This is a genomic window from Gilvimarinus sp. DA14 (genome assembly GCF_024204685.1).
Lineage (GTDB): Bacteria > Pseudomonadota > Gammaproteobacteria > Pseudomonadales > Cellvibrionaceae > Gilvimarinus.
Map to the genome: position 1 here is coordinate 39,988 of NZ_CP100350.1, position 19,957 is coordinate 59,944.

At 52.8% G+C, this 19,957-nt stretch carries 16 protein-coding genes; 8 read left to right on the forward strand and 8 right to left on the reverse strand.

Translation table 11 applies throughout. The features are described from left to right. Positions 1–28 precede the first annotated feature (28 nt). Both NHM04_RS00150 and NHM04_RS00155 read right to left on the reverse strand, forming a co-directional pair. Positions 29–622: a DUF4136 domain-containing protein gene (locus tag NHM04_RS00150; protein WP_254265034.1), complete on the reverse strand. Its 594-nt coding sequence runs from the start codon at positions 620–622 to the stop codon at positions 29–31. A gap of 51 nt (positions 623–673) precedes the next feature. Further along, complete coding sequence (locus NHM04_RS00155) at positions 674–1,279, reverse strand: DUF4136 domain-containing protein (RefSeq protein WP_254265035.1); 606 nt, start codon at positions 1,277–1,279, stop codon at positions 674–676. Positions 1,280–1,492: 213 nt separating this feature from the next. Here NHM04_RS00155 and NHM04_RS00160 point away from each other — a divergent pair, with 213 nt between their 5' ends. Further along, positions 1,493–2,569 (forward strand): hypothetical protein, encoded by a 1,077-nt coding sequence (locus tag NHM04_RS00160; RefSeq protein ID WP_254265036.1) that lies wholly within the window; start codon positions 1,493–1,495, stop codon positions 2,567–2,569. Positions 2,570–2,647: 78 nt separating this feature from the next. On the opposite strand, the gene NHM04_RS00165 is transcribed toward NHM04_RS00160, so the two are convergent. The 4 genes from NHM04_RS00165 to smpB all read right to left on the reverse strand — a co-directional run bounded on the left by NHM04_RS00165 (position 2,648) and on the right by smpB (position 8,741). After that, positions 2,648–4,513, reverse strand: coding sequence for a hypothetical protein (locus NHM04_RS00165; protein WP_254265037.1), 1,866 nt, complete (start codon positions 4,511–4,513; stop codon positions 2,648–2,650). Positions 4,514–4,973: 460 nt separating this feature from the next. Further along, positions 4,974–6,794 carry a fibronectin type III domain-containing protein gene (locus tag NHM04_RS00170; protein WP_254265038.1) on the reverse strand — a complete coding sequence of 607 codons (1,821 nt, stop codon included), beginning with the start codon at positions 6,792–6,794 and terminating at the stop codon, positions 4,974–4,976. A gap of 105 nt (positions 6,795–6,899) precedes the next feature. Further along, the gene (locus tag NHM04_RS00175) at positions 6,900–8,249 is read right to left on the reverse strand and encodes a sodium-dependent transporter (protein ID WP_254265039.1); all 1,350 of its coding nucleotides are present in this window, start codon (positions 8,247–8,249) and stop codon (positions 6,900–6,902) included. Between the two features lie 9 nt (positions 8,250–8,258). Next, the gene (smpB, locus tag NHM04_RS00180; protein WP_254265040.1) at positions 8,259–8,741 is read right to left on the reverse strand and encodes an SsrA-binding protein SmpB; all 483 of its coding nucleotides are present in this window, start codon (positions 8,739–8,741) and stop codon (positions 8,259–8,261) included. Positions 8,742–8,880: 139 nt separating this feature from the next. Here smpB and NHM04_RS00185 point away from each other — a divergent pair, with 139 nt between their 5' ends. The 6 genes from NHM04_RS00185 (at position 8,881) to NHM04_RS00210 (ending at position 17,249) form a co-directional block, all read left to right on the forward strand. Further along, complete coding sequence (locus NHM04_RS00185) at positions 8,881–10,251, forward strand: sodium-dependent transporter (RefSeq protein ID WP_254265041.1); 1,371 nt, start codon at positions 8,881–8,883, stop codon at positions 10,249–10,251. Positions 10,252–10,253: 2 nt separating this feature from the next. After that, positions 10,254–10,691, forward strand: a complete 438-nt coding sequence (locus NHM04_RS00190) for a type II toxin-antitoxin system RatA family toxin (RefSeq protein ID WP_254265042.1) — start codon at positions 10,254–10,256, stop codon at positions 10,689–10,691. A 13-nt stretch (positions 10,692–10,704) separates the two neighbouring features. Next, positions 10,705–11,028 carry an RnfH family protein gene (locus NHM04_RS00195; RefSeq protein WP_254265043.1) on the forward strand — a complete coding sequence of 108 codons (324 nt, stop codon included), beginning with the start codon at positions 10,705–10,707 and terminating at the stop codon, positions 11,026–11,028. A 117-nt stretch (positions 11,029–11,145) separates the two neighbouring features. Then, positions 11,146–15,186, forward strand: coding sequence for a PAS domain S-box protein (locus NHM04_RS00200; protein ID WP_254265044.1), 4,041 nt, complete (start codon positions 11,146–11,148; stop codon positions 15,184–15,186). A gap of 10 nt (positions 15,187–15,196) precedes the next feature. Continuing rightward, positions 15,197–15,589, forward strand: a complete 393-nt coding sequence (locus NHM04_RS00205) for a response regulator (RefSeq protein ID WP_254265045.1) — start codon at positions 15,197–15,199, stop codon at positions 15,587–15,589. Between the two features lie 16 nt (positions 15,590–15,605). Beyond that, entirely contained in the window at positions 15,606–17,249 is a 1,644-nt protein-coding gene (locus NHM04_RS00210; protein WP_254265046.1) for a diguanylate cyclase, read from the forward strand. 29 nt (positions 17,250–17,278) lie between these two features. Here NHM04_RS00210 and NHM04_RS00215 read toward each other — a convergent pair whose 3' ends face one another. Beyond that, a complete protein-coding gene (locus NHM04_RS00215; protein WP_254265047.1) occupies positions 17,279–17,686 on the reverse strand; it encodes an outer membrane protein assembly factor BamE in 408 nt (135 codons plus the stop codon). Between the two features lie 79 nt (positions 17,687–17,765). Between NHM04_RS00215 and fur the strand changes: the two genes are divergently transcribed. Further along, the gene (fur, locus tag NHM04_RS00220) at positions 17,766–18,173 is read left to right on the forward strand and encodes a ferric iron uptake transcriptional regulator (protein ID WP_254265048.1); all 408 of its coding nucleotides are present in this window, start codon (positions 17,766–17,768) and stop codon (positions 18,171–18,173) included. Positions 18,174–18,205: 32 nt separating this feature from the next. Here fur and recN read toward each other — a convergent pair whose 3' ends face one another. Beyond that, complete coding sequence (recN, locus tag NHM04_RS00225) at positions 18,206–19,879, reverse strand: DNA repair protein RecN (protein WP_254265049.1); 1,674 nt, start codon at positions 19,877–19,879, stop codon at positions 18,206–18,208. Positions 19,880–19,957: the final 78 nt, after the last annotated feature.

A 19,957-nucleotide genomic window follows, 5' to 3' on the forward strand; every position in this document is an offset into this window, starting at 1 on the left:
TGAGAAAACATAATTTAACGACTTTTGCTTAGCGCTTGGGTAGGCTCTGTAAAACGTCGTTAACGGCTTTGCTGATCATCGCTTCAGCTTCCTGTGCATTTTTTTCCACTAGCTTTTTCCGGTAAACGCCCTGCCAAACTGCGCGTTTTTCAGACCAGTCCACTACATCAATATTAATAGCGCCGGTGTAGCGAATGCGGGTATTGCCGCCTTCGGTTTCTTGGGTTAAGGGTCCGCTGTACCACGAACTCCACGATTGGTAGTACCCCATACGGTTGGGCGTGATAGGTACAGCGTTGTTGAATGAATCCAGCTCGTTGTCGACTTCGGCCCGGTAGTTGATGTACAAGTCGCCACCGCTTCGCTGGTATTGGTAACCCTTTGCTTCCATAGTTTCGATAATGCTTTTATCGAAGCTTTTGCGGTAATGGTCAGAACTTGCCTCGCTGAAAAAGACCACCTCGGGCTCTTCGGTCAGAGAGAAGGTTTGGTATTGGCTAAAGTTTGCGTCTTTAACACGATGATGGCTGATATCGGGCCGTGGATTTGAACTCTGGCAGGCGGCGATTATGGCGCATAGAAAGATCAATGCCAGTTTTTGCAGTCGTGGTAATAACATCATGGGAGTCTACTGTGGGTGGTTGCGGGCGCGGCAGGCCGCGCCCTGTAGAAATTACTTGCTTTCTTGTTCGGCAGCGCGGGTGGGGTAACGCTGGAATATTTGTGTTACAGCGCTGTTAATCGCTGCGCGCGGGTTTTCCATGGCCTCGTCGCTGAGCTTACCTTCGGCGATGCCTTCCCAAATCAGTTGTTTGGTGTCGGCATCCACCACGTCGATGTTTAGGGTGCCTACCTTGTAGTGCACGGTTTCGGTGTCATTGTACATGGGAAAGCCCATGTACAGGCCCGAGCGATAGCCGTAGTAGCCGTAGGAGGCGGTCACTGAAGGAGAACTGCGAATGTCGGTGCGGTTTTCGGTGTTTGAGAAAAAATTCACCAGCAAATCCGGGTCAGTTTCACTATAGCTGTAACCCAGTGATTCCATTTGTTCGCGCGCGGCGGCTTTAAAGTGCGAGGTCACCAAGGTGGAGTAGCCGTGCTTATCGGTGCCCAGTGGCTCGACAAAATTAAAGGTTTTATAAGCGGTAAAGTCTGCGCTACGGTCATAATCGCTGCGGATCGTGGGTCCGGTGCTGCAGGCGGTTAATATCAGCAACAACGCTATCAGCGAAGCGGGCATCAACCCTGTGCGAATTTTATTCAATCCAGTTAATAACATGTCTTTCTCCAACCCTTGGTTTTGTGACTTTGCCACAGTATATCGGTTATTTGTCTTGAGGGGCATAGGGGAGGCGCTTGCATAAACAAGCGTCCGCTCACAGCTTGGTCATGCCCACTTTATGCGACAATGTGTCGCAGCTATAGTGCCCCGCCGCATTCCATGGACACGTACAATGGGCACTTTTTACAGTATCTGAATCGGAGAAAACCTATGAGATCTGCCGTCACCCAATGGACTGCAGCGGCACTGGCCCTGGCGTCAACCGCCGCTGTAGCTCACGAGTCCGCCATCAAGCCCGAGTCCCACGCCCCGGCAGGCGTAATGGTGGACCACACCCACGCCAAGGGCGAGGTGATGACCGGCTACCGCTATATCCGCACCAGCTACAGCGATACCTTCTACGGCAGCGAAACGGTGAATGCGGCGGATTTGGCCGCGGCGGGTTACAGCATGATGGCCACCGGTATGACCATGGAAATGATCATGCTGGATATTATGTACGCCCCCACGGATAACCTCACCCTGATGCTAATGCCTATGTATATGCGTATGGATATGGACATGGGGATGACGGGAATGGGCGGTCACGGCCACCATACTATGGACGGCATGGACGGCATGGACGGCATGGACGGCATGGACGGTCACGATGCGCATAGCATGCACCACAGTCACGGTATCTCGGACTGGGGCGATACCAACGTCAGCGCTCTGTACAACTGGACTAACAACCCAGCGCACCAATTTATTACCACCCTGGGAATCAATATGCCCACCGGTAAGGTGGATTTAAAAAATCCCGACGGTACCTTTGTGCACTATGGTATGCAGCCGGGCTCGGGCACCTGGGATCTGACTCCCTCGATCACCTACACCGGCATGGTCGGGCACTTTAACTGGGGGCTACAGGGCAGCGCGGTGATCCGCCTGGAGGACGAAAACGACTCTGGCTACGCCCTGGGCGACAAATACGCCGCCACCGCGTGGGGCGCGGTGCGCCTGCTCGACTGGATGAGCGTATCCGCCCGTCTGGAATGGTCTGATCAGGATGCCATTAGCGGTCATTACAATGGTCCCCACAACCATTCCAGCCCCGCCGATATTCAGGCCAACTACGGCGGCGAATTTCTCGATGCCGGCATTGGTATTAACACGGTGGTTACCGGCGGTCAGTTTGCTGGTGTGCGTTTAGGCGTAGAGTGGGTTACCCGTATTGATGAAGATTATAACGGCTATCAATTAGGCCTGGACGACGGCGTGAACGTGAGCTTGTCTTATGCGTTTTAAAGCTTGATCTGGCGCTAGCTAGCTGGAGGTGGGAGGCTTAAATTTAAGCCTCCCAGGTTGGTTTGAGTGTTGGGCTTTCTAAAATAATGTGAGTTTGAGGTCCATGTCCAGTTCCTCGGCCCGCGTTGTCATAGCAAAGCGTCCATCCTCTAATAAATGTATATCGACCAGCGAATGGTGCCTCACGCATAGCTGATGCACCCATTCTCCGTTTTCCCATATTTGCCAATTGCTGTAGGTTTCACCGGTAGCGTGGGAGATATCAATAACCCGGTCAGAAGGGCAGCTATGCCCGTGGGCAAAATAATAAAGTTCTCCAGTTTGACTGACTCTTAACCTTCTCTCGGATAAACTATTTTCTTCGATAATGTCGCTACTGATTAACTCCCACTGTCCCTCATTAAAGTGATATTCATCTAAGGATTCGACAGCACCGGTATTTCTAGGCAGCGCCGTCGTATTCAGTATAAAAACACTTTTTCCGTCGCCACTTAGGTAGGAATATTGGCCATAGGGGCGGTAGGTTGATGGATTTGGGTTAATTGGCGCAGTTGCGCTTGAAACTTCCACCCATGTTTTTTCATCTGAACCTTGTTGTTGTGCAAAAAAATGGAGTTCGCCCTGATTGTTCTCATTGTAGGGGCTGCGACTGATCATCACCGAGGCATCGGCAGATATAGCGACATCAGGCCCAAAGGTGTCGTACTCAGACGTTACTGTCTCCGTTAACTGCCAGCCTGTGTCGGTGCGTTGCCAAGCCTCGACCATTCCGCTGCTGTTCCAGGGAAATGCCGGTGTCCACTCCACGTAGAAATAATCGTAGATCGAGCTGGCCAGAATCAAAGTGCCATCGCGAGACACGGCAAGCGATCCTCCAAAGCGGATGTAGCTTTCCGTCGATTGCGAGTAAAGAATTTCTTCTAGCTGCCAGCTGCCACCGGATTTTTCATAGACGTGTACTTTCCCCATGCTCTCAGCGATTTCGTCACGAACAAAGGGGCCAAACCTATATTCTCCAACAACCTGGTCGTATTCTGTGAAACCAATAGCCAGCACTGAACCGTCGTAGGACGTTTCAATTGTATTGAATGGCGTAACGGCAATGTCAGGTACAGCTAATTGTTGTGTTTTTTCCCACTGCGCGTCCGTCAGGGTGTAAATATGAACATGAGTACAGTTATTGTCTGCGCCCGGCTCGACGCAATCGGGTTGCTGATAAAGCAAGAATGCAGTATTACCATCACCGCTAACAGCAGAGAACTCTTGTGTCTCTGGACTGAAGCCTATTTCTTCAACGCTTATAGTGGGCCACTGTGCGATAGCTGCCAACGCTATAGCTTGAGAGTGCGCACAGGCTTGGGCGTCACACAGGGCCAGCCGATATCGCTCAGTACTGATTTCTCGCAGCGACGCGTTAAACGCATAGTGATCAATAGTGCCGGTAAATGTTTGTACTGGTGTGAAGTCGGTCTCCTGCTCTGCTTGACGCTCTATGCGATACTCTTGGAATCCCTCCAGGTTTTGCCATTGCAAAGAGAAGGCTCGGGGGGCCGTTTGCACCATCTCAAGGCTAGGCTCGCTGATTACAAACTGAGCGGTTACTTCGCAATTGCCGGTTAGAGAGTCGATGACATAGTTGAGGTCCTCTCTTACTCCTGCACAACCCGAGACCTCACCAAGTTGGTATCCCTCGGCCGGGATGACCTCAAACTGGAGTCTGTCACCCTCCAATGCTGTAGCGCTTGAGGGGCTTATAGCGCCTCCGAGTGAGGTCGCTGTGGTCACCTCAAGTCGAGCCGCGCTGCTTGAGCTGCTTAAGCTACTTGAACTGGTAGAGCTTGATGCGACTGAGTTGGCGCTGCCATTTTCAGAACCGCCACAGGCGCTTAGCATGAGCAGCAAGCCGAAGCTCAGGATTGTGGTAACTGCGGGATTTCCTTGCATGACAATTCTCCAGTGAACTTTAGGGAGAATTGTAAATTACGGTTTATAGAAGATCTTTAGCCGGTACAATTTTTAACAGTGGGCTAATGCCAGAGGTTAAAGAATGGACTCTCTTAAGTCTGGGTTGGCAGGTGTTGACTTTTTTAAGCTTATCTTTTCAGCGCAAACTCTGCAAAAACGTCACGAGTCAATGCCGGACAGACAAACTTCACATAGGAGGGTCAAATTTTCCAGAATAGAGTATGTTCTAATTCCGGATGGCCCTGGCCGAGTTCTTTATCCAGCCGGCACTATGCGCATAGCATGCACTAAAGTCACGGTATATCGGTCTGGGGCGATACCAATGTTAGCGCTCTTTACAATTGGACTAACAACGCAGCGCACCAATTTATTACCACCCGAGGGATCAATATGCCCACCGGGCAGGGGTTTCTTATCGAAGGGGCTAGGTATTTTGACGTTAAAACAATAAAAATAAAAAATTTTCAGATTTTTGATTAAGCACTAATACCATAGTTCCGTCTTCCAGGGCTTGTATGTGTTGGGCATATCCTTCAGCCTGAAAGCAGATCTGATGGTGCCATTGTCCTTCAACCCATTCCCTTAGCTCGATGTAATGACTGTCGCTACTCGTTGATATCGAAATGACCTTATCTGCGGGACAGGTTTCGGCGACCTGTGCTTGATAAAATTGCCCATCGACTGTGACTGTTCGAGCCGGCGGTAATGAGTTGGTTTCGATAATATCACTCGATAGTAATTGCCACTCGCCATCGGTTTTTGTAAAAGTATCAATAGATTCAATCAGATCGGGGTCGTTTTGCAGAAAGTTTGTGCTTTCGACGTAGAGTGTCTCGCCGTCGCCACTGAGGTGCGAATTGGCCCCATAGGTAGAGTTTGGGTTTGTGATGGACTCATCCAGTTGGGTTGAAAAGCTATTTTGCCGCGTCCAGATATTGTCTGCTCGGGCGAAAATATGAATGCTGCCTGTGGCGTCGCGATGACTACCTAGTTCATCGCTGGATCGTGCTACCAGCACATTGCCATCGTCCGAAAGCTTAGCGTCGGCGCCAAAATACTCTCCGGTATCGATATCTATGGCCTGGTCAAATTGCCATTCGCCGGTTTTATTACTCCAAAGCTCAAGCTTTTCAGTGCTAAACCAATACGACCATGGCGGTTGCGGCGTGATGTCTAACCAGGCGCCAGGGCCACCATACGACGAGCCGGCCACTAAGGTTTTTCCATCCGCCGAGAGCGCCACCGAGCCGCCAAAGCGCCGCAATTCTCCTGGCCACTGCGAGACAATTATTTGCGGCTCGCTCCATTGGCTGTTGGTTTTCTTGTAAAGGTAAATAACGCCGGCGCGCCGGCTCTGCTCAATTTGATCGGGCAGCTGCACCGAGTGTTGCTCAGCCGCTACTACCAATACATCGCCACTTTCAGAGGTTGTTACTGTAGGTGTAGTAGTCCCGCTTTCAATCAGCCGCTCAGATACGGGTAAAATAAGGCGATCGGTCTTAGTCCATTGGTCGTCTGTTTTGTTGTAAACATCAATGCCATAACACCCGTGACAGTCACCTTCGGGGTTGACGATATAGGCGGCACGACCATTTTGGCTGAAGATTATCTCACTGTGGTTTGCGTCATCACTGGCGGGCACTGCAAATGTCTCTATAAAACCTGCGGCTTGGTCGATTAGCTCGGCGGTATTAGAGTCGGTGCAAGTGTCATTAATGCACGCCTGAACTTTATAAACGCCAGAGGTGGTCTTCTCAATCGAGGCGGTAAATGTGTACTCATGGGTCGTTGCGGGTAAGGTGGCGATTGTGTCAAATGTGCCCGGCTCCGGCGCCAAACGTTGTACACGATACTCGTCGATAGCGGCCCCTGTGCTACTCCATTGCAGGGTAACTTGTCGCCCAGGGTTCGCGGTTAGTGTGAGTGTAGGAGGGGTTATTTCAAAATCTGCTGTCACCATGCAGTCGTCATTGACACTGCTAATAACATAGTCGCTACCGTTAAGCTCGCCATCGCAACCGGATATTGACGCTAGCTGGTAACCTGCATGGGAGGTGACGGCAAGCGTTGCTTCGCTTTGCGCGTCGATTATTAGCTCGCTAGGGGTAAGGGTGCCGCCTGTTGATGACTCGGTAGAAATGGTAATTTGCGCAGCCGCAGAGCTTGAGCTTCCGCCATTATTCGAGTCGCCGCCGCATGCGGCTAACAATAGTGAGCAAACCGCGATTGAGGCCGGTCCGATATAGCCTGTGATTCTCATCCAGATCTCCCGCGCGTTAATTTGATTACGGCAGTGTAAGCGAGTCATCTCAGGTTAGGTTGCCAAAGTACAATTTTTAACAGATGTTTTTTGCTGCAGAGAGGACTATCGCAAACTCTGCACAAACGTTAGCAGTATTAACGCCGGGCAAATAAAGCGTACATAAAAAGGCCAGATTTTCCAGAAGACGGTTTTTTCGATTTCCGGGTGGCCTTTGCTTAACTCATTTAGCAGTTGATTGCGCTGCATCACCCAGCCGGCAAATACGCACAGAGCAACCCCTAAAAGTGGCTGGCCATAGACCGTGGTTACCGTAATAACGGTATTAAACAGGGCCTCGAATTGCCAGATAATCAGCAGGCTGATTGCGAATATGGCGCCGCCCGAGAGACAGGCAGCCCGTGGACGGGAGATTTTCCAGCGCTCTACACAGACAGATACCGGTACTTCCAGCAGGGAGATGGCCGAGGTCAGTGCAGCGATGCTCATCAGCGCGAAAAACGCGATGGCAACCCAGGCCCCGGCGCTGCCCATGGTGTCGAACAGCGCGGGTAAAACCTGGAAGATTAAATCTGGCCCTGCAATTAAGCCTCCGGTGTCATTGAATACGGCGATACCCCGGGCGTCGGCGACATAAATGGCGGGCAGGATTAACAGCCCCGCCGTAAAGGCAAAGCCGGTGTCCAGCAAGGTAACAGACACGCCCATGCGCGGCAGATTATCGGTGTCGCGCAAATAAGAGCCGTATATCAGCATGGTGCCAACCCCCAGCGATAGGGAGAAAAAGGCCTGCCCCAGCGCACTGAGAATAAGCTGGGGGTCGAGTAGTTGCGACGGTGTTGGAATCAAATAGGCTGCAAGGCCTCTGCCGGCTCCCGCCTGAGTAAGAACATAGATAATTAAGCCCAGTAAGATGGCGAACAACAGCGGCATCAGGCGGGTTGACCAGGCCTCAATGCCTTTTTCAACACCGCGGGCGATAATGGCGATGGTGAGGCCAGACATGATGGCGCATACCAATGCATTGCGAGCAAAACCCGCACTGTCCAGCCAGCTTTCGGTTGCGCCAGCCCCGAGCTGGGCCGCCAGCGGGCTTAAAAACTCCGACAACATCCAGCCTGCCACTATGGCGTAAAAGCTCAGAATAAATATGGCTACCGCCACCGCAGCGCTACCGCTAAGCCAGCCTGCACGGCGCAACCCAGGCTTTTCTGACAGGCTTTCTAGAGCCGTGATGACATTAGCCCGCGCGTAGCGACCAATGGTCAGTTCGGCCATCAGAGCGGGGTAGGCCAGAACAAACGCCAAGACCAGGTAAACCAGTAAAAAGGCGCCGCCACCGTTGCTGGCGGCCTGGGTGGGAAAGCCCCAAATATTGCCCAACCCCACCGCAGAGCCCGCCGCGGCCAAGAGAAAGCCGATTTTGCTGGAGAACTGACCTCGGGTCTGTGCCATAGGGGGCTCTTATTTTTGGTCGTGTTGAAACAGGCGTTGTTTCTGACGATTCCAGTCGCGCTCTTTTTCGGTTTCGCGTTTATCGTGCAGCTGTTTACCCTTACCCAGCGCTATTTCAACCTTGATCAAATGCTGCTTCCAGTAAATGGCGGTGGCTACCACGGTGTAGCCTTTTTGCTCGGCTGCCTGCTGGTACTTGCTGAGCTCGCGGTCGTGCATCAACAGTTTGCGCGAGCGCATGGGCTCGGCAACGAAATGGGTCGATACCGTGGGTAGCGGTGAAAACTGAGCGCCTACTAGCCAGGCCTCGCCATTTTGGAAAATGACATAGGTATCGGTCAGCTGCACTTTTCCCGCCCGCGCGCTTTTCACTTCCCAGCCCAGCAGGGAAATGCCTGCCTCCAGCCGATCTTGCAGCTGGTAGTCGAATTTGGCTTTTTTATTGAGCGCAATGGTGCTGCTGCCGGGTTTGTTTTTCGGTTTTTTCGCCATGTATTAATCGCAATAATCGGTGAATGGTGCGGCCGGGCATTATAACGACTAAGCGGCTGGGTGTCTGCGCCGCTCTTATCCTCGCCGTGTGTTACGGGTACAATCGCTTGTTGAGCCAATCAAGAAGTCGGAGACAAGCGTGAAAAGAGCACAACAACACGCCATTTGGGGGCGCCGGGGTACTTTTATCCTGGCGGCGACCGGGTCGGCAGTCGGTCTTGGCAATATCTGGAAGTTTCCCTATATCGCCGGCGAGAACGGCGGTGGTGCCTTTGTGTTGATGTACCTCTTTTGTATTTGTCTGATCGGTCTGCCGGTGATGGCCGCCGAGGTCATGCTGGGTCGGCGCGGGCGTGCCAATCCAATTCTGGCCATGGGCGAGGTAGTACGCGAGTCTCGCAGCAGCCGGGGCTGGACGCTGATCGGCTGGGCCGGTGTGGCGGCGGGTTTTATTATTTTGTCCTATTACAGCGTCATTGCTGGCTGGACCCTGGAATATGTGACCACTGCCGCGCGCGGCGGTTTTGTGGGTATTGATGGTCCTACTGCCAGTAGCACCTTTAGCGCGTTGTTGGGCGATGTCAGCAAGTTGGTGCGCTGGCAAACGGCGTTTTTGTGCATGACGGCGCTGATTATTATGTTCGGGGTAACCCGTGGGCTAGAAACAGCAGTGCGTATACTTATGCCACTGCTGTTTGTGCTGTTGCTCTTGTTGTTGGGGTACGCCGCCTACGCTGGGGATTTTCTCGCCGGGCTTAATTTTTTGTTCAGCTTCCGCGCCAGCGATCTGTCGCTTGAAGGCTTGTCGTTAGCGCTAGGGCACGCTTTTTTTACCCTCAGCTTGGGAATGGGGGCCATTATGGCTTATGGCTCTTATATGCCCCACAACACATCAATAATGAAAACCGTCGCTACGGTGGGTTGCCTGGATACCCTGGTGGCGCTGATGGCGGGTATGGTGATTTTCCCGATTGTGTTTGCCAGCCCAGGCGTTGAACCCGGCGGTGGCCCCGGCTTGTTATTCGAAAGTCTGCCCATAGTGTTTGGCTCCATGCCATTGGGCACGCTGGTGGGCGCGGTTTTTTTCCTGCTCATTACTCTGGCGGCCTGGAGCTCCAGTATTTCTCTGCTGGAGCCAATCGTCGCCTACCTGACCGAGCGTTTTCGTTTTCATCGCTTAGCGGCGAGTTTGCTGATTATTTCTCTGGCTTGGGTGCTCGGGTTAAGCACGGTGTTTTCACTAAACCGCTGGGCGGATATGGACCTGGTGGCGGGTATGAACCCGTTTGATTTTAGCCAGTTTATTACCGAGCAGGTGTTGCTGCCACTGGGGGCGCTAGCAATGGCGGTATACGTGGGCTGGTTTATGAAAAAAGTACCGCTGCGGCGGGAAATGAAACTGGACGCCGCCCACTGGTTTGGGCGCTGGTACACGGTGGTGCGATATATTTCACCGGTGTTGATACTGGTAGTGTTTTTGTTAGGTATATTCGATAAGTTTGCGGGGTAAATGTGGGGCACCAAATAGAGCGTTCGGCCGAAGTCGGCTACAGTTGCAGTCAGATGTTTGAACTGGTGAATGATATCGAGGCCTACCCTGAGTATATGGATGGTTGTCAGAGCGCCCAGGTACTCGAGCGCGGTGACGACTGGTTACAGGCACGGTTGTCTCTGGGGTTAGGCGGAATTGCGCAAAGCTTTACCACCCGCAATCAGTTGCATCCGCCCCATCGTATGACCATGGCGCTGGTGGATGGGCCTTTTCGCAGTTTCAGCGGTCTGTGGAGTTTCGAGCCGCTGCAACAGGGCTGTAAAGTAACCCTGGAGTTGGAATTTAGCTTGAAGAACCCGCTGCTGGCCATGGCAGTGAATAAGATGTTTGAACAGATAGCCGCGTCTCAGGTGCGGGCGTTATGTGCCCGTGCCGAGCGAGTTTACGGCCAGAGTTGAGAGGTAGCGCCGTATGGCAGATTTGGATTTAATAACCGTTGAGGTGGCTTACGCCTTACCGGATAAGCAGAAAATTATTGAGGTATTGGTGGAGCCGGGTACCACCGCCTTTCAGGCGGCGGAGCGCTCTGGTATCACCAAAGTGTTCCCGGAAATTGATCTGGAAACTGCCAAAATGGGCATTTTTGGTCAAGCTCTGGGGGCCAAAGGATTAAAGCCGCCCCATGAGCACGAGTTGCAAAGCGGTGATAGGGTGGAAATTTACCGCCCGCTGACGTCGGACCCTAAAGAAGTTCGTCGTCGTCGCGCCGAGAAATCTAAAGCGGCCGATAAGTAACCCCTGCACAGCAATTTTTCGCTGTACTATCTTTATGCGACAGCGGGGACGTTTTAGTAAGTGAAAGGCCTGAGGCGCTTATGGCTAGCGCCCCATTTATTAATGACAAGGAAAGGTATGCAAGCGTTTAAGCCTGCTCGTTGGTTCACTTTTTTGCCCTGGTTGATGGTGCTGTTGCTGGGCTTGGTTATGCTTTTTATGTGGCACAGCGATGAGCGGCGTATGGAAGCGCAATGGCACGAGCACAGAGCCCACACCCTGGATCACCTGCAGGAGCATATGGTTTGGCTACAGCGCGAGCTGCAAATGCGTGAAAACCTGACCCGTTTACTTCAGGCTTTGACGAACGTCGCGCAGGATTCTGACACCACCCGCCTGCAAGTGCAGCAACTGGCCCAGCATTGGCCCGGACTGATACTGGCCTCCTCTGACGATTTCAGTGCTTTGCCTGAGTCTTTGCAGGCAAACCTTCAATCCTCTCAGGCACTGTGTCGCTTGCCTACAGGTTCACGCTGGTTAACAGGCGCCAGCGATATTTATCTGGTAACGTCGCTGGGCGATGCTGGTGGGCGGTCCTGCTGGCTGGCCTTATGGCCACTGGCGGCAAAGCTAAATTCGCTGCTGGCGCCGGAGCAATTAGAGTGGGTGTTAACCGGCGATGAGGACCGTGTGCTATTCCACAGCGCGGGTTTATCAGATACGCAGGCTTTGAAGCAGGCTCTGGAGCAAGGCTCAGATCGAAACGGCGATTTTCTTCGCCGACAATACAATTTAGGTAAGCAGCTGAACAGCGCTGAGCCCTTACAGCTAGTGGTGTTGCAAAGTGTAGGCGCACAGCTCGCCGCTCGCGAAGCGATGCGCGCGGAAAAAATGTTGTTCTGGACGGTTGTGTGGCTGCTCTGCAGCGCTGTGTTAATACTGCTTTGGGTGCGGTTTCACCGTTCGTTTAATCGTTTGGCCAATGAATTTAAAAGTTCGGTAAGTCGCGAGCGAGATGCTTTGGCAGAAACCAGCCACTGCTTGCAACTGGCCCTGGAGAACAGCCAAAGTGGCTATTGGGATTGGGATATTAGCTCGGGCGAAGTGACTTTCTCTGAGCACTGGAAAAAAATGTTAGGCGTCAGTCCGGGGGGCAGTACCCAGACTGGCGTGGCCGAATGGACTCAACGAATCCACCCGGACGATATCGAACCCTGCAACGTCAGGCTGCGAACTCATGTAAAGGGGATGACGGCGCAATTTGAACACGAACACCGGCTGCAGGATGACAAGGGTCGGTATATTTGGTTTTTAACCCGTGGCAAAGTCACCGCACGCGACAGTGAAAACCGCGCGCTGAGAATGCTGGGGGTTTACACTCGTATCGATGAGCGCAAGCGAATCAACGAGCTGGTACTGCGTCAGCAGCAGGCATTGCACCAGTTAAATGAAATCGCCTCATTGCCCGGTACCTCTGCCCCGGAATTACTTCGCCAGGGGCTTGAGTTAGGGGCAAAGTATCTTAAGTTGCCATTGGCCATCGTGAGTCAAATCGAGGGCAACGATTATACGGTGTACGTGCAAAGCTCCCCGCCGGATACGCTGTCCGACGGGCAGAAATTTCACTTGCCGGAGTGTTTCTGTGTCGAGACTCTGCGGCTGGGGGATGTGCTGGCTATTCATCACACTGCAGACTCCGATCTTGCTTTGCATCCCTGTTATCGCAGCACCCAGCTCGAATCGTATATAGGTGCACCTTTATGGGTTGATGGCGAACTGTTTGGTACGCTTAATTTCTCATCACCCGAACGTCGCGGTGAGCCTTTTACCGATGGCGAACGAGACTTTGTAAGGCTGCTCGCCCGCTGGGGTGGTGCTACTCTTGAGCGCTGGTTTAAGGAGCGGGAAAATCGCGAGCTGTCGGAGAACTTTAGCAAGCTTGCCAACACGCTGCCCGGCTGTGTTTGCCAATTCCAGCTAAACGCTGACGGCAGCAGCTATTTCCCCTACGCCAGTCGCGGTATTTTTGATGTGTATGGGGTTACTCCTGCCGAGGCAAAAGAGTCGGCTTCTAGCGTTCTTGATCGCATTCACCCTGATGATTTAGAACGGGTGCAGGAGCGCATCAATCATTCGGCACAAACGGTTGAAGTTTGGTCTGACTGCTATCGTGTTATCCACCCGCAAAAAGGCGAGATTTGGGTCCGGGGAGAGACAAGCCCCGAGCGATTGGACAATGGCGGGGTAATCTGGCACGGCTATTTGTGGGAAGTCACCGAGGAAGTACAAGCCCAGCAGGCACTGCAGCTTTCTAATCGATGGCGCAAAGCCATTCTCGATGCCGCCAGTGTTTCACTGATTGCCACTGACTGCAAAGGCATTATTCGCACCTTTAACGACGGTGCAGAAAAAATGCTCGGTTATCGGGCCGAGGATGTGTTAAACCAGTTAAACGTGACCGCCTTGCACAGCGAAAAAGAGCTCAGAGATCAGGCGCAGCTGCTGGGGTTAGATCCGGATCAAACTCCCGCCTTCGACGTGCTTATTGTGAAAGCGCGCCAGGGTATAGCCGACGAGCGGGAGTGGCAGTACGTATGTAGCGATGGTACTGAACTGACAGTGGTTTTAACCATCACCGCTGTGTTAGATGAAAGCGGGCAAATAGAAGGCTACCTGGGCGTGGCGAGGGACGTTACCGTCTTGCGTGCACAGGAAGAAGAGCTTCGCGCGTCAGCCGAGCGCACCCAGACGATTTTGGATAACGCCGCCGACGGTATTGTGGTACTGCGCCAGAACGGCGAAATAGACACTTTGAACAAAGCGGCCGAGAAAATTTTTGGCTGGTCGGCCGATGAAATTCTCGGCGGCTCTATCGCCCGTTTGATTTTACATGACAGTGAGGGGTCTGTGGATTGGTTGTTGCCGCAAAGCAGTGCGCGGCGAAGCGAGCATGAAATGCTCGGTATCCAAAAATCCGGCGAGCAGTTTCCCATTGAAGTGTCACTGTCTGAAGTGACCCGGGCGCAGCAGCCTTTATATATTGCCATGGTGCGTGACATCACAGAACGCAAGCGCATTGAGCAAATGAAAAGCGAATTTATTGCCATTGTCAGCCATGAACTGAGAACGCCACTGACGGCCATTAGTGGGGCGTTAAAAATTCTAAATAGCGGCACCTTGGGGACCGTGCCAGAAATGCTGCGTAAGTTGGTTGATATCGCCCATGCCAATAGTAATCGTTTAATTCTGTTGGTAAACGATTTACTTGATATGGAAAAACTGGTGGCTGGAAAGATGGCGTTCAACCTTACCTATCAGCCCCTGCTGCCTATTGTGCAAAAGTGTATCGATGACCATTCCACTTATGCTTCGGAGCATTCGGTAACCTTGGTGCTGGACGACTCGAAGGTGCGTCAGCGAATGGGAGATCGCGCCGTCGTGGCCAATGTGGATGCGGCGCGCCTTGAGCAGGTGATGGCGAACCTGCTTTCCAATGCAACCAAGTTCTCGCCGCCTGACGGCGAGGTGAGTGTTCTTCTCGATTGGGAGCCGGGGCAGATCAAAATTAATGTGATTGATCACGGGCCGGGTATCCCCGAGCAATTTAAATCGCAAATATTCCAGAAATTTTCTCAGGCCGACAGCTCCAGTCGCCGCAGCAAAGGTGGCACGGGCTTGGGGCTGGCAATCAGTAAGCAAATTGTCGAAAACATGGATGGCCGTATTGGTTTTACCTCCAAAGAGGGGCAGGGCAGTCGTTTCTTTTTGGTTCTACCCGCTTTTATGGGGGCGCAACAGTTTGTGCCGAAGGGCACATCTAAACCTAAGGTGCTGCACATAGAAGACGATCAAAGTATGGCCGATTTAATGTCCTCCTTAGCGGGTGACAGCGTGGATTTGATTCATGTCGGCAGTCTGCAGGCGGCGCGGTCGGCGCTTGCTAAAGACACTTATCAGCTGATTATTCTCGATTTGTTACTGCCCGATGGCGATGGAATGGAGCTGGTAGATAAGCGTATTTGCGGTGAATATACCGATGTGTTGGTGGTCTCCCAGATGGGGCTTGCCAGCCAAGACAGAAACAAGGTAACGGCAGTGATTGATAAAGATGAACACCTAGCCGATTCTTTGGTGATATGGCTAGATCGCTGGTTACATCGGCAACAAATGTCAGGATAGGGCGGATATTATGAATAATAAACAGAAGCTTGAATGGATACTTTACGTCGAGGACGAGCCGGATATTCGTGCGATTGCTGAGTTAGCACTAGAGGAAATCGGTGGTTACCGCCTGCTTAGCTGCGCCAGTGGCGCCGAGGCTTTGGCGGCGGTGCAAGAACAGACCCCCGATTTACTCCTGCTTGATGTTATGATGCCAGGCATGGACGGGCCGGAAACCTTGCACAAATTGCGTGAGCTTCCCCAGCTTGGCAAGGTGCCAGCTGTTTTTATGACAGCAAAAGTACAGCCCAGTGAAACTGCAGAATATCTGGCGCTCGGAGCTGTAGACGTTATCGCCAAGCCTTTTGACCCGTTAACCTTAGCCAGTCAAATCCAGGATATCTGGAATAAGGCGCAGTAAACCCCAGGGGTCGTGAGTGAAATCTGACAAAAGAGTCTCGGTAGCAGAAAAACTCGACAACCTGCGCCGTGAATATCGCGAGAAACTACCCGCGCAATTAGCCGATCTTTGCCAGGATGCCGGGCAATTAAGCTCGCAATATTCCGCTGACACAGTGGCACGGGTTTACCAAAGGCTGCACAAGCTGGCGGGGTCGGCAGGTAGTTTCGGGTTAACGCAGTTCAGTCGCAAGGCCCGCGAGCTTGAAGTCTTGCTGCAGAGTTGGCAGCAGCAGATAGAGCCACCAGCGGCCGCGCAGCTTGAGCAAGTCATCAAACAGATTGCCGAGCTCGGCGCAGAAATTGATGCACCTACGACCACTCCCAGTAAGGTTGCACAGCCTTTATTAAAAGCTACTAACACCGCAAATAACCTGGTTTATCTAGTCGAAGATGATCAGTCGCTCGCCGCAGAGCTGAGCGTGGCACTGGAAAATTTTGGCTATACGGTACATCACTTTACCCAGCTGCATCAGTTGGAGCATTCTTACCGCCAGCAGCGCCCCGACTTCTTAATCGTCGATGTCTCACTTGAAGGGGATAAACGCTTAGGCCCTGATGTGGTGAGTGAGCTTAAGCAAAGTGTCGAAGGCGAGCCGCCGCCAACCATTGTAATTACCAGCCGCAATGATTTCGATGCGCACATGGCGGCGGTAAGGGCCGGAGCCATCGGCTATTTCCTCAAGCCGTTGAATATTCCCGAGGTGGTAGATTGCCTGGAATCCCATCTCAATATGCAGCATTCGGCTCCCTATAGAGTGCTAATTGTTGATGATGACGCCCTTTTATCGCGTCACTATCAGTTAGTGCTGGAAGGCGCTGGGATGCTAGTGCGAGCCATCACGGACCCTCGTCAGGTGCTTGAGGTCATGCGGGAGTTTCACCCCGAAGTGGTGCTGTTGGATTTGAATCTTCCCGGCTGCCGCGGTTACGAGCTGGCGCAATTGATACGACTACACTCCGAGTGGCTTCGCGTGGCAATCGCCTATCTCTCTTCAGAGCAAGATGAGCAGCGCCAGTTAGTGGCGATTCGCACCGGCGGTGAAGACTTTCTAGCCAAACCGATTTCTGATTTGCGTCTGATCAGCTCGGTGACAGTGCGCGCCGCTCGGGTGCGTCAGCTCAGCGATGCCATTGACCGCGATAGCTTAACGGGCCTTTTGAAGCACAGCCGGATAAAAGAGCAAATCGGTGTTGAGTTGCAGCGCGCGGCGCGGCAGCAAAAGCCGGTTAGCGTTGCGATGATTGATCTCGATCACTTTAAGCGGGTCAATGACAGCTACGGCCACGCGGTGGGCGATAAAGTCATTCGCGCGCTATCTCAGCTTTTGCGTCAACGTTTGCGCAGAACCGACAGCGTGGGTCGCTACGGAGGCGAAGAGTTTGTCGCTATATTGCCCGACTGTGATGCCAGCTCGGCCCAGGTTCTGTTAGATGATGTGCGGAAAAAGTTCGCCGTCTTGAGCTTCAGTGCAGAGCGTGAGCACTTCAGTGTCACTTTGAGTGCAGGCGTTAGTAGCAGCCTGCAGGCCGACGACGAAAACTTATTGGAGCGCGCCGATAAGGCTTTATACGACGCAAAAAGTAACGGCCGCGATCAGGTTGTGATTGCGGCCGATTAATGGGCGAATAAGTTATTGACCGATCGTGGTTAGTCGTTGGTCGGCAACGGAGTTTCTGGCTCTAAATCGTTCTCCGGAAGCTCATCATCGCCTTCGGTTTTGGGTTTCGGCAGGTTTTCACCTTCGTAGTGGGTGTAGGTGTCGCCATCAAAAAACACGGTCATTGAACGCTTAAAAAACCGGCCATCACCCATCTTTAAGCTGTAATAGTAGTCCCAGCGATCATCGTTAAATACATCGTCAATCAACGGAGTTCCCAGAATATAGCGCACTTGTCGCTTATTCATACCCGGTTCGAGCTGGCTAATCATCTCTTCGTTGATGATGTGACCTTGTTGAATATTGATCTTGTGAACGCCGGGAAACTGAAAATACTGACACCCCGCCAGCAAAAACAGACTGCACACGACCATCAGGGGCGCTTTGATTATTTTCATTACAGGGGTTCCACTTGCTAAAATGAATGGGCGATAATACCTGATCACGTTAAACACTGAGAAGAGTTTGGACGAAAAAATGGCCGACGAAAACCAAGAATTACGCAAGGCGGGCCTCAAAGTCACCTTGCCACGGGTGAAGATTTTGCAAATGCTGGAATCTTCAGAAGACCACCACATGAGCGCAGAAGATGTCTACAAAGCGCTGATGGAAGCCGGTGACGACGTAGGCCTGGCAACAGTGTACCGGGTTTTAACCCAGTTTGAGACCGCGGGCCTGGTGGTTCGTCACAATTTCGACGGTGGACACTCAGTCTTTGAAATTGCTCGCGGTGAGCATCATGATCACATGGTCTGCTTGGATACGGGCAAAGTGATTGAGTTCCACAACGAAGAAATCGAACAGCTGCAGAAGAAAATCGCCGCAGAGCATGGTTACTCACTGGAAGACCACTCGCTGGTACTTTACGTTAAACCTAAGGCGTAAAGCCCCAGCCCCAGTGAAACGAGCCGGTCAGCTTAGCCGGCTCGCTCCAGCATCTGCTCGGCGTGGGCGCGAGATTCTGCCGTAAGCTCGGCCCCGCCCAGCATTCTCGCTAACTCCTCTACTTTTTCGCCGCCGGACAACTCCACCAGGCTGGTCAGCACTTTTTGCTTGCTGCTGGCTTTTGCCACTTTCAAATGCTGGTGCCCCTTGCTGGCGACCTGCGCCAAATGAGTGACGCACAGAATTTGGCCTCGCGCGGCCAATTGCCGCAGCAGTCGGCCCACTGTGTCAGCGGTGGCGCCACCAATGCCCACATCCACCTCGTCGAACACCAGACTCGGTATGGCACTGTGTTCTGCGGCCACTACTTGAATGGCCAGGCTGACCCGGGATAACTCCCCTCCAGAGGCGACCTTGGCTAACGGGGCTGCTGGTTGGCCCGGATTGGTGCTGATGAGCAGCTCTACGTCTTCAAGTCCGTGGGGGGCAGGGCGTTCGTGCCGGTCGGTGAGTTGCACGGTGAGTACAGCGTGCTCCATGGCCAACTGTTTTAAGTGGCTATTGACCTTTTTGGACAGGCTAAGTCCCGCCTTGGTTCGCGCTTGAGTTAATTTCTTGCCCAGTTGGCGGTAGGTCTGTTCCAGCTCATTGACTTCGCGCTCCAGCTGCTCCAGCTGCTCGTCGCCGCCGCCTAGTTGCGCCGCTTCATCCGCCAGTGCCTGGTGCACACCGATCAGCTCCGCCGGGGTCACCCGGTGCTTACGGGCTATCTCGTAAATCGCCGATAGGCGTTGATCTACCTGGCTTAAGCGTTCCGGGTCCAGATTAAAACCGTCGGAAAATTGCTCGGCACTGCGCAGCGCTTCGTCAATCTGAATTTGTGCTTCGGCCAACATTTGTTCGGCTTCCTGGAGCAGCTTTGGCTTATCGCCAAGGTTGCGCAGCAGTTGCAGGGCGCGATAAATACCCTGTTGCAGGCCCATTTCTTCGTCGCTGCCTAGTTCGCACAATTGGCTCGCGGCCTGTAAAAGGTTTTCTGCATCGGCCAGAGTGCGCTGTTCTTGTTCCAGGTTTTCCAGCTCGCCGTCTTGCAAATTCAGTTGATCCAACTCCTCTACTTGATAAGAGATCAGTTGGTAGCGCTCAGTCAATTCGTCGGCATTGGCGCGGCGCTCATCCAGCCACTCGCGCTTTGCTTTCCATGCCTGAAAGGCCTCTTTTACCTCTCGCGCCAGTGCCGTGTGGGCCGCATATTCATCCAGCAGACGGCGATGGTTGTCTTTGACCAGCAGCGATTGATGCTCGTGCTGACTGTGAATGTCCATCAGCATTTCGCCCAGGTTTTTTAGCTGTGCCAGAGTGGCAGGGTGGCCGTTAATATAGGCCTTGGAGCGACCCTCAGCGGTCAGGGTGCGCCTTAGCAAACACTCGTTGGGAGCTTCGTCCTGCTCGAGGTCTTGTTTTTCCAGCCACTGTTGAGCGCGCTTGATGGCGCTGAGGTCGAAGGTGGCGCTGATATCGGCGCGCTTGGCTCCGTGGCGCACCCGGCTGGCATCGGCGCGATCGCCCAGGGTTTGCCCCAGCGCTTCCAGCAATACGGATTTACCTGCGCCGGTTTCACCGGTAATGACGGTCATGCCGGATTTAAAGTCTAAGTCCAGCCGTTCAACCAGGGTAAAGTTCTGCACGCTTAAGTGGGTCAGCATAAATTGCTCCGTTTGGGGCTCTTTTCTGGTTATTTATACAGTATTTTTGTGGTTGGTACTAGAGATTCGCGCAAAGGG

Excerpts from the sequence above, each read along its gene's own strand:
- NHM04_RS00160 (WP_254265036.1), top strand. The coding sequence starts at position 1,493 with ATGAGATCTGCCGTCACCCAATGGACTGCAGCGGCACTGGCCCTGGCG.
- NHM04_RS00170 (WP_254265038.1), bottom strand. The coding sequence starts at position 6,794 with ATGAGAATCACAGGCTATATCGGACCGGCCTCAATCGCGGTTTGCTCA.
- fur (WP_254265048.1), top strand. The coding sequence starts at position 17,766 with ATGGCCGACGAAAACCAAGAATTACGCAAGGCGGGCCTCAAAGTCACC.
- NHM04_RS00195 (WP_254265043.1), top strand. The coding sequence starts at position 10,705 with ATGGCAGATTTGGATTTAATAACCGTTGAGGTGGCTTACGCCTTACCG.
- NHM04_RS00150 (WP_254265034.1), bottom strand. The coding sequence starts at position 622 with ATGATGTTATTACCACGACTGCAAAAACTGGCATTGATCTTTCTATGC.
- recN (WP_254265049.1), bottom strand. The coding sequence starts at position 19,879 with ATGCTGACCCACTTAAGCGTGCAGAACTTTACCCTGGTTGAACGGCTG.
- NHM04_RS00205 (WP_254265045.1), top strand. The coding sequence starts at position 15,197 with ATGAATAATAAACAGAAGCTTGAATGGATACTTTACGTCGAGGACGAG.
- smpB (WP_254265040.1), bottom strand. The coding sequence starts at position 8,741 with ATGGCGAAAAAACCGAAAAACAAACCCGGCAGCAGCACCATTGCGCTC.
- NHM04_RS00175 (WP_254265039.1), bottom strand. The coding sequence starts at position 8,249 with ATGGCACAGACCCGAGGTCAGTTCTCCAGCAAAATCGGCTTTCTCTTG.
- NHM04_RS00200 (WP_254265044.1), top strand. The coding sequence starts at position 11,146 with ATGCAAGCGTTTAAGCCTGCTCGTTGGTTCACTTTTTTGCCCTGGTTG.
- NHM04_RS00165 (WP_254265037.1), bottom strand. The coding sequence starts at position 4,513 with ATGCAAGGAAATCCCGCAGTTACCACAATCCTGAGCTTCGGCTTGCTG.
- NHM04_RS00215 (WP_254265047.1), bottom strand. The coding sequence starts at position 17,686 with ATGAAAATAATCAAAGCGCCCCTGATGGTCGTGTGCAGTCTGTTTTTG.
- NHM04_RS00155 (WP_254265035.1), bottom strand. The coding sequence starts at position 1,279 with ATGTTATTAACTGGATTGAATAAAATTCGCACAGGGTTGATGCCCGCT.